At 52.6% G+C, this 13749-nt stretch carries 10 protein-coding genes; 9 read left to right on the top strand and 1 reads right to left on the bottom strand.

Annotated elements, in window-relative coordinates; translation table 11 throughout:
* The first annotated feature begins 8 nt into the window (after positions 1 to 8).
* The 9 genes from C3Y15_RS16365 to C3Y15_RS16325 all read left to right on the top strand — a co-directional run bounded on the left by C3Y15_RS16365 (position 9) and on the right by C3Y15_RS16325 (position 11338).
* Entirely contained in the window at positions 9 to 1406 is a 1398-nt protein-coding gene (locus tag C3Y15_RS16365; RefSeq protein ID WP_224019646.1) for an oligosaccharide flippase family protein, read from the top strand.
* Positions 1407 to 1418: 12 nt separating this feature from the next.
* Positions 1419 to 2546, top strand: a complete 1128-nt coding sequence (locus C3Y15_RS16360) for a glycosyltransferase family 4 protein (protein ID WP_080484381.1) — start codon at positions 1419 to 1421, stop codon at positions 2544 to 2546.
* A gap of 21 nt (positions 2547 to 2567) precedes the next feature.
* The gene (locus tag C3Y15_RS16355; protein ID WP_230459696.1) at positions 2568 to 3803 is read left to right on the top strand and encodes a hypothetical protein; all 1236 of its coding nucleotides are present in this window, start codon (positions 2568 to 2570) and stop codon (positions 3801 to 3803) included.
* A gap of 26 nt (positions 3804 to 3829) precedes the next feature.
* Positions 3830 to 4990 (top strand): glycosyltransferase, encoded by a 1161-nt coding sequence (locus tag C3Y15_RS16350; protein ID WP_124260112.1) that lies wholly within the window; start codon positions 3830 to 3832, stop codon positions 4988 to 4990.
* Positions 4987 to 5586 carry a putative colanic acid biosynthesis acetyltransferase gene (locus C3Y15_RS16345; RefSeq protein WP_080484382.1) on the top strand — a complete coding sequence of 200 codons (600 nt, stop codon included), beginning with the start codon at positions 4987 to 4989 and terminating at the stop codon, positions 5584 to 5586. The genes C3Y15_RS16350 and C3Y15_RS16345 overlap by 4 nt, the downstream gene beginning before the upstream one ends.
* 80 nt (positions 5587 to 5666) lie before the next feature.
* Positions 5667 to 6887: a glycosyltransferase gene (locus C3Y15_RS16340; protein ID WP_069239725.1), complete on the top strand. Its 1221-nt coding sequence runs from the start codon at positions 5667 to 5669 to the stop codon at positions 6885 to 6887.
* A 515-nt stretch (positions 6888 to 7402) separates the two neighbouring features.
* Entirely contained in the window at positions 7403 to 8563 is a 1161-nt protein-coding gene (locus tag C3Y15_RS16335) for a hypothetical protein (protein ID WP_124260111.1), read from the top strand.
* A gap of 120 nt (positions 8564 to 8683) precedes the next feature.
* On the top strand, positions 8684 to 10246 hold the full coding sequence (locus tag C3Y15_RS16330; RefSeq protein WP_124260110.1) for a hypothetical protein: 1563 nt from the start codon (positions 8684 to 8686) through the stop codon (positions 10244 to 10246).
* A 6-nt stretch (positions 10247 to 10252) separates the two neighbouring features.
* Positions 10253 to 11338, top strand: a complete 1086-nt coding sequence (locus C3Y15_RS16325) for an acyltransferase (protein WP_124260109.1) — start codon at positions 10253 to 10255, stop codon at positions 11336 to 11338.
* 1045 nt (positions 11339 to 12383) lie between these two features.
* Here C3Y15_RS16325 and C3Y15_RS16320 read toward each other — a convergent pair.
* Positions 12384 to 13709: a glycosyltransferase family 4 protein gene (locus C3Y15_RS16320; protein WP_124260108.1), complete on the bottom strand. Its 1326-nt coding sequence runs from the start codon at positions 13707 to 13709 to the stop codon at positions 12384 to 12386.
* Between the last annotated feature and the right edge of the window lie 40 nt (positions 13710 to 13749).

Genomic DNA, 13749 nt, shown 5'->3' with positions numbered 1-13749 from the left:
GAACCAAGATGATGCGATTTGACGAGAGCAGCGCGACCTGGGTGTTCGCGCAACAGGGTGTGTCGCGCCTTCTGGTGGCGTTCAAGTTCTTCCTTTTGGCACGCTTGTTGGGGCCAGAGTCGATCGGGCTGATCGCCGCGGCCTTGATGGCTCTGTCGATTGCGGAATCGCTCACCGAAATGGGATTGAGCCATGCGCTGATCCAGCAACGCGAGTTGTTGGATCAGCGAAGCCTGGACGCATTGTGGACGGCAAACGCTGTACGAGGCACGATCCTTTCAGTTGTCTTGTTCGTGACATCGGCGCCAATCGCGCGACTGATAAGCATTCCTGAGAGCACGACGTTGTTGCAACTGGTTGCGCTGGTACCGTTTGCGCGGTGTATGGCAAGCATGCGGGTTGCGATCGCTCAACGCGAAAGGCGGTTTCGCACGGTTGGCCTGTTGACGACGACATTCGTCATCGTTGACTTCGTGATGTCATGTGTTGCGGCATTCGCCTACCACGACGTGGTATGGGTGCTTGCAGCGCTTCCGCTGGCAGAGTTGCTGAAGGCTATCGCGTCGCATGTCGTATTTTCCACACGGCCGCGTCTGAATTTCGACACCGCACCGCTTGGCGAGGTTATGGGGTTTGGCCGTTGGGTTTGGGCTAGCAGCTTGCTGACGATGGTCGTCAATCAACTTGATCGGCTCATAACGGTGAAGACTTTTGGCGTGCAGACTCTCGGCCTATACCAGACGGCAAGTCGCCTCGCCCAATTTGGCGTGGCCGACTTTGGCATTGCGCTTAACCAGTACCTGTTTCCGAACTTTGCCGAGCTGGCCCGGAGAGACAAAGAGCATGCGGTAAGGTATGCGTTGGCCCTGTTTAGCCATCTGGGCGCGATCGGTCTGGTGCTTGCAACATTCCTTTGCGTGACGGCGCCAGACATCATTCGTTGGTCTCTCGGCAGCCAGTGGCGCGGTGCGGTGCCATTTTTCCGGGTCTTTGTCTATTTGATGGCGGTGGGCGTGCTTGTTGGTCTTCTCAATGCATATCTTCGTGGAACCGGGCGGCCGAGTCGAGTCACGGTTGCCACGTCGATACAACTTGTCGTCTTGCTCGGCCTATCTGCTATTGCAGTACCTTTGCTTGGCCCGATCGGCGTTGCACTTGCGTCTGCCATTTCGGTTTTTGTCTGCTGCCTGATCATGCTTCGGGAAATGCTTGCCGACGCGGGTGGCGACTTGCGGGAGCTTTGGCCGCTCGCTTTCATCGGAGCGCCAATTTCAGGTCTGGTCATTTTGCTCGGATATCTGTTGTCTGAGATTCCGTACCGCGTCGTACCGATCGGACTCTTGAGCGCTATCGCAATCGTTTTGCCTCTGCAGAAATTGCGGGCCGGCTTTTCGTTGTCTGCTTGAGGAGACTCGGTCATGCGAATTCTTCATATTGTTCTGACGCCACGGTATTCCGGCGCGGAAATCCTCGCGTGCAGTTTGGCAGACGCACACGCAGGGCGCGGCGCAGTCACGGGCATCGCCGCGTTGAATCCATCCGATCCAGATTTCGAGAAAATCGTCGATCCGCTTGTGCAACGGGGTGTCTGGTACACGAGTCCGCCACATGTGACTGGGCGTTTGGACCGAATACGCTTGATCAAACGCGCATGCCGGGAATTCAAACCGGACATTATCGTCGCGCATTCAGTGATCCCGGCCGCGTACGCCCGGGCGGTGGCGAGTTTGTCCGGTGCTTCCATTCCGGTAGTGAGCGTGTTGCACTCTGCGACGAACGACGACTATTCGAATCCCGCGTTGCGTGCTTCTGAGTATCTGTTGCGTTTTGCGGCGGCGGCGGTTGTAACCGTGACCGATACCGCCCGCGATAACTACAGAATGCGGTTCGGTAGCGCGGGTCGGATCGAGACGATCCCGAACGGTACTCAGATCGATCGTTTCCGTTTTAATCCGGCGGAGCGACACAGGCTGCGTCATGCGTTGAAGGTCGGTGAGAAGCAGATAGTTCTGTTGCAGGTCGGTCGCGTTGCGCGAGTGAAGGGACAGGTCTCCAGCGTACTGGCGCTCCAGCGGCTCGTTAGTGGCGGCCACGATGTCGTGCTTTGGTTCGCCGGCCTGACGGAGACCGATGAATATCGCCAGGAAGTCGTCGAAAAAATAGCAAAACTGAAGCTTGAGCACCATGTCTTGTGGTTGGGCAGCCGGTCGGACGTGCCTTCGCTTTTGTCCGCGGCGGACGTCTATCTCATGCCGTCCTTACGCGAGGCGCACAGCGTCGCGATGATCGAGGCTCTAGCTAGCAGCGTACCGGTCGTGGCGTCGGATATTGATGCGTTTGCGAAGCTGAGTCGGTTTGAAGGAGTACGGTGCATTCCAGTGTCGGATAGCGCGAGCTACGCGGCGGCGATCGAATCATTCATTAAGTATCAGCCACGGTTCGAGCGGGATCTCAGCGCATTTTCAGTTAAGCGCGTGGCCGAACGGTATTTCGATCTTTTCAAGCAGATCTTGATGCGCGATGACTTCGGGACAGACCGTGCGTAGGGGAACGGAATGGCGACATTGATGATCGTCGAACCAGATGCGACCGGCCACCGCATGGTGTTGTACGTTCGGCTGATCGTGGCTGAGGCGCTCGCCCGCGGGTGGAAGGTTGTTATGTTGACCAGCACCGAAGCGACGCGTCACGACGCATACAAAGCGCTGCTGTCCGAGTTCGGTGACCGGCTGAAGATTGCAACGATGCCTGACGTGCCCCCAGGGGGGGCGAGTCGGTTCGAGTTGTTTCGCTTGCAGTACCGATGGATTCGAGCGTTTCAGGCAGGCTATCGAACCGTGTCCCGGTACGAGAAGATCGATTTCGTATATGTACCTTTCTTCAACAACATCGATAAGGTGATTGGCTGGCTCGGATCACCATTTGGCGATACACCGTTCGGCGGGATGTTGTTGGCCGCCAAGTTTCATCATGCAGCGTGCGGCATTATCGGTACTTACGGCAAGCAGGATATGGTTAACAAGTTCTTTTTCGCCCGTGCGCTCAAGACGCGAAATCTTGCCGTTCTGACCTCGATCGACGAGCCGCTCGCCGAATTTGTCGGCCGAGCGATGAAACATCATTCCGGTAAGGTCCGCTACGTTCCCGACGTGTCATTCATCCGGCAACCGGCGGAGCGGTCGGCGGCGCGGCTGGTTCACGGCCTTTCGCCGAGCGACTTCGTGATCTTGCTGTATGGCTCGGTCAGCCCTCGCAAAGGGCTCACGAAGTTGTTGAGGTTGTTTGACGCGCCGGATCTGCCGCCTCATTTCCGTGTACTGATGATGGGCGCGCAGAATGCGGAAGCGAAGCGGATGATCGCCGAGTATCTTGAACGACGGCCGGAGCGCAGACACCAGCTCGTTTCTGTCGATCGCTTCGTAACGCATCTCGAGGAAGGGCAAGCCTTCGCCTGCGCGGACGTGGCGTGGTTGTGCTATGAGAACTTCAGCGGGATGAGCGGTGTGTTGATTCAGTCGGCGCAGGCTGGAGTGCCCGTCGTGACGGCAGGCTACGGACTAATTGAACACTACCGGGAGCGATACAGGCTCGGCATTCGATGGAGTGATTTTGTCAGCGGATCCAGCGACGTGCGCTTCAATTGGTCATGCCTTGCCGACAGCGTGGCCGCAATGAGGGGATCTGACCGGTTGCGGGCGTTCGCGATGGCACATACGCCGCAGGCTTTCGGACGCAACGTCGTCAATGCCATTGCTGTATCTCAGAACTGGCACTTCGACGAAGTCGATAGTTGTGTTTCGTGAATCGAGTTGACCATTTGGACGGGACCGTGACGAACCACGAGACATCGAATGCGAGCGGTAACGGCGCTGGCAGGGAGACTGGGGTTGCATTGAAGCATACGGTCTATTACGTGCAACCGTTGATTGCGCGCTATCGGATCGAGGTTATCGCGGCTCTCCGGCAACGCTTCAACGTGAAGGTGTTCGCGAACTCATCAGGGGTTGAGTCGCGAGGTTTTTCTCGCGAGCGCCCAGAATGCGAAGAATTCGTCGAAACGCCGATCAAGAATGTTTTCCTCAACAAGCGCGTCAAAGTCCAGACAAAGGTCGTGCCGCGCATCCTACGCGAGCGGCCGGCAGCCGTGTTCATCTTCGGCGATGTAACTTACGTTTCGTTGTGGCTGGCGCTGATCGTGGGTCGTGTGACTCGCGTTCCGATGGTGATTCACGGGCAAGGTCTTTACCGTTACGAGAAACCGGGTCTGATGCGTACCCTTTGTTATCGCGCGGCGGTCGCACTTTCCTCGCAGTACGTCTGCTACGCGGAGGTATCGAAGCGCTCACTCGAGCGCATTGGTTGCCCGCCCTCGAAGCTTACCGTCGCGAGGAATTCGCTTATGGTTGAACGGACGGTTGCGCCATTGGAGAAAACTGGCACCGAGCAAGGCGTGTTGTTCGTCGGGAGATTGCGTGAGGGCTGCAACGTAGAAATCCTGATCCAAGCCGTCGAAGCGCTCGTGCACGGCGGGCATTGCATTGTGCTGCACGTCGTCGGTGATGGCGAGCAACGAGCTCGCTTGCAGGACAGGTATGCGGGGCGGGCTCACGTTGTCTGGCACGGCGGGATTTTCGATGATGGTGAGATTGCCGCGATCAGCCGAAAGTGCCGGATTGGCTGCTATCCCGGCGCTGCGGGTTTGAGCGTCGTCCATATGTTCGGCCTCAGTCTGCCGCCTCTGGTGCACGACCGGCTGCCGATGCACATGGGTCCCGAGCCGGAATATGTGGAGCCTTTCGAGACCGGATTTCTCTATGCTGAGGATGGCGGCGCGGATGCGTTGGCAGCGGCTTTGATCGAGATCTGGAAGTTACCGCCGGAGGTCGTTCGCAACACGGCCACACGCGCTTTTGCCAAATATCAGCAGCTCAACTCGCCGAGCGTGGGTCAGAGACTGGCGGATATCGTCGCTAGAGTGATCAAAGCATGACATATGACACCGAGACACAGGATTCCGGCGGCCTCGGCGATCGATTGGCCTATCAGGATCTGAGCCGCTTTGCTGTACCACATGGCTTCCGTGGTCGCAGCATTGTGATCGTTCAACTTTGGTGGCTCTGCCAGGCGATCCTGTTTCGGGCATCACCGCAATTCATGTATGGCTGGCGCCGATTTCTATTGCGTTTATTTGGCGCGCGAGTCGGGAAGGGTGTGCTGATCCGACCGACGGCCGTGGTGACGTATCCATGGAAAGTGACGCTTTGCGATCACAGCTGGATCGGGGACGATGCGGTGCTATACAGTTTGGGCACGATTGAGATCGGTGCTCATGCGGTTATCTCGCAGCGTTCGTATTTATGTGCTGGTGATCACGATCCCGCTCGCGTTGACTTCGCAATTCGCGGCCGGTCGATCCGAATCGAGGAACAGGCGTGGGTAGCCTCGGATGTATTTGTCGCGCCGGGCGTGACCGTCGGCCGTGGCGCTGTCGTTGGTGCGCGAAGCTCGGTGTTTTCCGATATCGAGGAAGGGATGGTTTGTGTCGGAACCCCCTGTCGACCGTTAAGGCGCCGGGTGCCGCAATGATCGCCAGGTAGACGACTCGAACTCCGAATTGGCGGTCGGACGTATAAAAATTGTTCATATAGAGGTGCCAATTGAAGAGTATGGGGCTTACAGTCGAGGCGTTCGGCGAACGTACGTCCGTTGCGAACATTGCCGTTGTCACCTCGTCGGTGTCACGCGATGCCGGCGGCTTGTTCGATGCCGTCAGAGGGTTGGTTCTGCAATTGCCGGGCGCGGGGATATCCCCACACGTCTTCGGCCTGGAAGACGGCCACACGCAGGAGGATCGTGCGGAATGGGGCACGATTCCTCTGACCACCTCGAAACCTCTGGGCCCAAAAGCCATCGGTTTCGCTCCCGCGATGCGCAAGGCCCTGTTGAGTTCCGGCGCGGAACTCGTGCATACGCACGGTATCTGGATGCACCCATCGGCAGATGTCGTCGCATGGCGGCGCAGATATGGCAAGCCTTACCTAATCTCCCCGCATGGAATGCTGGATCGCTGGATCCTGAATCGCTCCAGGGTCAAGAAATGGATTGCGTTGACCGGCTACGAGCGCGCGCACTTACGGGACGCTGCTTGCTTTCATGCGCTGAGCTTGGAGGAGGCACGCGGCATTCGCGCAGCCGGCTTCGAACAGCCGATCGCGATCATTCCGAATGGCGTGCATATGCCTAAGACGGAGGTCCGAACGCAGCCATCGTGGTGGAGCGATAACCTTGATGGCAAACGGCTGTTGCTGTATTTCGGCCGTTTACATCCAAAGAAGGGTTTGGACAATCTTTTGCTCGCATGGAAATCGATGCTGCAAGACCGAACGCTGGACTCGCGCCTGGAGCTGATTGTTGGCGGCTGGGGGGACCAGGCTTATATCGATCAATTGCGCCAGGTAGTCGAGATGCGGGAAGCAGATTACCGCGTCCGATTCATCGGACCGCAATTCGGCGGCGCGAAACAGCAGACCTATGGTGCCTGTCATGGGTTGATTCTGCCGTCGTTCAGCGAGGGTCTACCGATGGTTCCGCTGGAAGCATGGTCGGTCGGTGTACCGTGCGCATTGACAGACGCATGCAATCTGCCGGAGGGATTTGACGCTGGGGCGGCGTTTAGAATCAGAGCGGATGTCGAGGATATCAAGCGGTTTCTGGCGAAGTTTGGCGCAGCGGACGAGTGCGAACTAAGTGAGATGGGGAAGCGTGGACGGGTGATGGTCGCGGAGCGCTTTATCTGGCGCAGCGTCGCGGAACGGATGGCTGCGGTGTATCGCTGGTTGCTTGCGGAAGGGGCACGGCCGGAGTGGGTAGTGGATGGGGTTGTTTGAGAATGTCGTCGGGTTGTTAATCATGTCGGATTAATCCAGCGCAAGGCACTGCGGCATCTCATGCAGTGAAATGCTCGAGGGGCGCGACGGATCCGGCCAAGATTTAGGCGGACGCCGTCATCCATGATCGGACACCATGCCGAGATATGCAGCGTCACAAAACCGGATGGGGTGGGGCATGCCTTCTAATGGTAGGCATCTGATCCCACACCTAGATCCCTCGTCGACGGTGATCAATCCCTAGCCCCCTCTAGCTTGCACATCGTCACAACCGTAAAGTGCACTTCGTAGCCGCTGCTATCTCGTACCGGCGAGCATATCGAAGTAATTGGTTTCGAAAACCACGTTACTGAGCTGACACTGGTATCACTCCGATGAACGAAATAAACGCGGGATCGAGCCGAATTAAACTTGTCAACGTAACATATATCGGAGGAGCGTCTGCTCGATCTGATGTTTCGCGAAGAATTGTGCGCTACGTAATAAGCTGGATTTCGCCAACGATTTATAGTCTAGTGCTTTTTTCTGCATTTTCGATAAAGGTATTCGATGTTGGCGGAAATTACCTGTTTGAAGCGGCGCTGTTTTTGGCGATTGGATGGGGACTCATTGCTCGCGACCCCATCGCGCGCGCAGTCGTGAGGATTGTCCGGTATAAAAGACACGAAGTAATCGCGGCATTTATAACTATAACTGCACTTTTTATATTGGGGTCTCTCATCGGGGGGAATGCAATATATTCATATGCCGATTACAGGGCTAATCTTAGTATCCTGCTCGGCTTTCTGATTTTCTGGGATTTTAGGCGACGAGATTCGTTGCCGTTGATTCAGCTCGGGATAGTTACCGGAATAATAAGTGCATTGAGTTGGTATTTTCAAGTCACTGGAGATTCCTTGGGAACAAAATTCGCGTCTCCATACGTTTGCATGCTGGTGGCGATCGTGCTCGCGTGTGAGTCGCGTCGGATGGCTCTTGCTGCATTGGCCACCGTGCTGCTTGTATTTCTGGCAGCCGTTAGTTTTTATCGACAATATTGGATTTCCGCCGCGTGCGGAATCGTTTATTTGTTGTCCTATGCGGCATCACAGCTTGAGAATAGGTCGCGAATGCGTCTCGTGATAATTATTGCGGCGGGCGCAATTGTAGCAATCCCAGTCGCACCGCGTCTCGTTTCAAAGGTAGAAGATTTTTTTGTTAGCGACCAATCACATTATATTCAGGCTGTCGGAAAGACTCAGAATTTTCTTGATGCCACCGTAAGTGGAAACGGGAGAATGCAAGGCTCTGACGAGACGCGATTTTCGTATTTTAAGTTTATTTTTACGAATCCATGGAAGGTAACGTTGCCTCACGGACTCGGGTATCGTTCATTTTTCAATGACATTGATCCGTATTTTTCGCAATCGGTTGTAGAGGTGACGACCATAGATTCTTTGTTTTTCTACATGTGTTTTCACTATGGAATTTTATTGACTGCCCCATTCTTAGCATGGTTGGTTCGCGGTATATATGTGTCTAGGCGCAAGAGAGGGATGATGCCAACTATGTGCATAGCAGTGGTTATGTTTGTGGCTCTCTTATTCGATGGAGGGCAAGCTGTTGTTATATCTCGAGCCTTTTGGTTGGGTATGTTGATCGCGATGATTGTTCATCCCGTTAAAATTAGAATATAACGGGATTTGCCGAATAACCGGAATGAAACTAAATGGTTTGATAACGCCATGCGTCCATCTCGAAGAGCAGCGGTCGCTAAAATCGGTGCTGTTGTCGCCGGATATGTGGGGGCGCCATTCATGGTGAACGCCGACGAGCGGCCGTCGAGTGCTGCTGACGTCGGACTCAAGAGCGTGGTCGCTGTTGAAGATTACTACGAGGAAAAAGACAGGGGGGATTGGTTAGCTGCATTTCAGCGTGCCTCCAATGCCATTCATCAGCGTGGTGGCGGAGTAATATGTTTGAATCTCCCCAAATATATCCTTGGGAAATATACCGGATCAGACGTAGACGAAAACATCTTGGGTCACCATCTTGATCCAACTAGTATTTCGAGAATTTGGATATTGCCTTCAAATGTCCTCGTAACGTCGAAAGGTCGCTCGATTATCGATATGATGGGTGGTGAGTCGTCACCTTTCGGCTACCAGACATCAATAAATATATTGTCAGGGGTATTCGATGGCGAGAAAACTGCTGAGGTGATAGGGGTGAGTTGTAATGAAAATCAGATTTTCTTTAAAAACGCCCCAGATGTTCTTGTCGGTCAGACTATCCGCTTGGCACGAAATGGGCGCTCGGTAAGCAGTACGCCCTCACGCGAGGACGCGCCAAACCAATTTTTGACTGTCAGGTCGATCGATAAAAATTCAATTACGGTCGATCAGCGTTTGCGTCAGATTTTTGAATATGCGGAGAATCTCGTCATACGATTCCGTAATGGGCAACAGGATTATCCAAAAAATATTCGGTTGGAGAACTTGCACTTTACGGCTACAGAGGGGGCTGCATATATCTGTCACTCAGCAACTATCGACAGCGGGTGGCAAAAAGTCGTCTTGGATCGCGGTGTCTCAGCGTCATGGGGCACGTCAAACGGAGTAACAAGTGACTGTGTTACTGTGATTTCGGACGATATTAAAAAAAACACACTGACAATCGAATCAACCTCCGATGTCGACTGGGGGAGTCTTGTTCTGGAAGGAAACGGATCATCAAATTCGCTTGGTGGATTGCTAGTCGGTGATACGTCGATTAACGTTCACTTCAAACACATCGAGGTACGCGATTTTCAGCGAGCTGGGATAAGTGTGTTATTTGGAGGGGATACCGAAATAGATTATCTCGCAGCAAAAAACTGCGCAACGAACACACCATCTGAGGACGCATATTCAGCGGCGGTTTCTATAGGTTTTCCTGCCACAGGCGCTGGCCCGAGTTCGTCTATTTCGGAAAGACTTTCTTCCAAGTACAAAATAAGAAACACTGGAACGACGAAAGTACGTATTAGGAAATTGTCCATTACGGGACAGACGACAGTTCCGGTTCGTGTACACGACGCCGAATTGACAATTGACGATGGATATATTGAATTCTTGGATCGAGGCGCGCATTCCCCGTTTCTGATTGGGCAATCTGGCTTGAGTAGGTCAGATGCAAAGTTTTTTCCGCTAGGGGGGGTGGCAGGGTTGCGCCTTGGTAAAATTAGAATAGTTTCACTCGGAAAGCGGACGTTATCCCTTGTGGCGAAGAATGCGGTTGGAAGCCACTTTTCAGATGATTCGAGCGTAAAGCCGAAATTGGGCCGGATTACTATAGATGGCCAGATAATCAATTCCATGTGGCCCTTGATTATAAGGTGACGATATATGGAAAATTCTGGCGACGGGAAAATGGCTAAACCACTGATTAAGTCATTTGAGGGGCTCAGAGGAGTCGCAGCCTTTTTGGTTGTGATTTACCACGTCAAGGCACTTCACGGTATTTCATTGATCAAAGCCGGGTATCTATCGGTTGATTTGTTTTTTATATTGAGCGGTTATGTGATGTGTGTTAGCTATGGCGATAGGCTAGTGAGTTTCGCGGAATTTTTTAAATACATGTTTTCGAGGCTCGCGCGGTTATTGCCGCTCTTGCTATTTTCTTATCTTGCATATTTTATTGTTGCCAATGTGGTTGATTCAGCTGGCGCGTTGATTTTGCCCTCGGCGGCGGAAATATTGGCCACGATCACCATGATTTTCGGACTCGGTTTGCCAAATATTCATGTATATAATTTCGCGAGTTGGAGTATCAGTACGGAGTTTTACGCGTACGTAGTCTTTGGCATGTTTTGGCTTGTGGTGGATAATCAACGCCGTGCGTTAATTTCGTTGGTTATTTCGCTCGTTTGTTATGCATTTCTATTTTATATAGATTTGGTAAAAAATGGATGCGGTGTTGGTGCAAAGGCATGTCTTGATAATGTGGCCTCATCAGGAGCAATGATTCGATGCTTGGCGGGTTTTTTTGCAGGTGTTGTGGTATATCATTTTAAGCCGTGGCGCGAATTTTCCTGGATGGGAATGAGTGGCTATGCGGAGGTTGCTATTGCTGTGGCTTCAATCTTTTTGATCACAACGTCAACGCAGTATGGTGTGCTGGCATTTGTCGCTCCACTTGCATTTGCAATGTTGATCGGTCTATTGAGCGGAGATAAGGGAATTATTTCTAATTTGTTGAATTCGCCTATCCCGCAAATGTTGGGTAGGCTGTCCTATTCAATGTATCTTTTACATATGCCTCTGTTGCTTGTTTTTGAATCGATGATGGGTATCGTGATTGATATTAGATTCTTTGCGATTTTGATTTTATATTTGATTACCCTTATTTCAATTTCCTATGTGACTAACATATTCATCGAGATGCCTGGAAAGCGAGGAATGATGGCTGTGTATAGGGCGGTGGTTGTATAGTGTTAGTTGTTAACCTGATGATATTTATTTTGGCGTGAGGAAAATTGATTATTTTTGCGTAGATTTGTGATTGAATTTTTCTATGGGATGTCTGGTTGGGGTGCCGTCATTAAGGTGAAAAATATTGATTTATCGTGGTGGTCGGTTGGGTTGTGGTATTTGATTTATTGAGAATGGGTCGACAATTCGATAGCAGTGGTGGGGAAGATATGCGCACACGTACGAAAGCGATATGTATTTTCATGACGCTTGTGTTTTTTTTATTGACTGATACTGCGGCTAACGCCCAAAGTGAATCGAATAAAGGACGAACGCGCCGACAATGGGGAAATCGGAATCTGCCGGTGGGAACATTGACATCTCCGCATTTCGGGACCGCACATGGAATTGATGGTAGGGCGACAGGCGGCTTTAGCAGCATTGATGGCAAAGCTTCGGCCAGCAACGGCCAGGCACGGAACTCAATAAGCGTCCCCGGGGCATCCACTAGTCCGTTGCTCGGTGCACCGAAAAGTTACGACGGGCGATATGACGCGAATTTCGGCGAGGAGCTCGTTGGAAAGCACTCTGCTGCGCCCTCGGAAGGTTACAGTCGAACACCGGTTGAGCGGCTACTCTCCCGGGAGTCCGCCGCCAGTATTGCTGGCTACACCGGGCAAAGCAGTCAGGGAAAGAACTTGGGGCGGACCAATAGTGCGGCCACGTTGTCGTATCGCGCTTCGCATTCTGGTTCGCCGGGTGGCGGCGATGGTACGATCAGCAGAAGCAGCATATACCGCTCGCCTTGGTGAATGAATCAAGTGATCGGTAACTCGTTTTTGGTACTACTGCGACGTCTCAAGAGTCAAGTGCAAGGGCTATCCTATCGTCTGTACGCGTCTCAGCGGTCTGCCCGCGAGCACACGAGCACGCGTTCACATTCACCGACATAGCGCTACGCTGATGAAAAGGCGTCACGGCGCCGCAAGCGCTCTACGAACTCGCCGATAATACATAATTTGACGTGTCGCGATTTTGAGGCGGAAGCCCTACGCCTCGTGATTAGCTAATTCGATCCCAGACAGTCGGAGTAGACGCCGACCAGTTTTTCGACGTATTGATTCCAATTGTGAGTATTGGTAGCGGCGAGGAGTGCCTGGTGAGAAAATTCCCTCAGCCTTCCGGGGGCGCTAACCATCTCATCTATTGCATTGGCCAGTTGGGTGGCGGAAGCGGCCGGAATGATTTTGCCGCTACGATTATGTTCGATGATTTCCGCAGCCCCGGATTCTAGCGTGGCGACAATCGGAAGTCCGGTAGCCAAAGCTTCGCATAGCACTACCGCCAAACCCTCCTCCAGGGAAGGCAGCACGAAGAGATCAGCGGAATTGTAGTATGTGTTGAGTTGTGTGTTGTCCACACGCGGAATGTGCGTGAACAGATGTCGATATGGCTCCAGTAAAAATTCAATATGTGGATCAATTTGACCGATCAGCGTGACATGCAATCGCTTGTCGTTGAGTTGCTTGACGGCTTCCAGGAGGTAAAGTTGGCCCTTTCTCAAATTGATTTGTCCAACGCACAAGATGTCGAAGCGATCCTTTGACTGGTCATGTCTATTTAGAGGGTGAAATCTTTTCACATTCGCGGCATATGGAATAACTTTTATTTTGCTTTCCGAAACTCCCTGCTGAATGAAGGACTCTCGTACGATCGCTGATGGCGCCAGCACGTAATCGTACATTTCTAATTCGTCCATCAATCTCTTTTGTTGTCGATTAATTCTGTTGACATGTGGAAGCCCGCGCTTGTCTTCCTCCTTGGTTAGAATGCTGTCACGATAAATCGGATGGGTATTGACAACCTCTCCGATTACGGTCGAGCCTTCGCGTTTCGCGACCTTGACAACTTGTCGTGACGTACCGTGTGCCATGACGTGTAGTACTTGAGTCGGTCGCCAGTATAGGCGCACGCCAAGTTGCCAAAGGTCGTGATATGACGGGTAGAGCAAATCGCTCAGCCGTCCCTTCAACACTTTGGCATGAGCTCGGACGGCATATTCTTTTGCCCAGATATTGATCGAACGGCTGTGCGCCAACGAGAATGCGGAATTGCGTATCTTATGGGAGTAGTAAAATGTATCTAGAATTCCGGATCTGTCTAGATTTTCAATGTAATTGTGAAAGTGGAAGCGACCGCAAACTGCCACGCTAACCTTCATGATTCGATGCTCCACGGGAATTTGTTTGGTTGGATCCGGTCGATGGCGGGACTTATTCATTAAATTTACAAACACTGAATTGCGGGGTGCAAACGTGTATTGCGCGATGCCCGCAGTGCCTGATTTATATCCGAGGCCATATTGGTAAGTTCCGTAACGGTTCTGGTTCAATTGCGGGCTTAAGGTCTCGATATAGACCGAATCCGGAAGT

Source organism: Burkholderia sp. B10 (assembly GCF_004368385.1).
Taxonomy (GTDB): domain Bacteria; phylum Pseudomonadota; class Gammaproteobacteria; order Burkholderiales; family Burkholderiaceae; genus Burkholderia; species Burkholderia vietnamiensis.
Note: the sequence above shows the minus strand (reverse complement) of the source record. Positions and strands in the feature narration are given on the sequence as shown.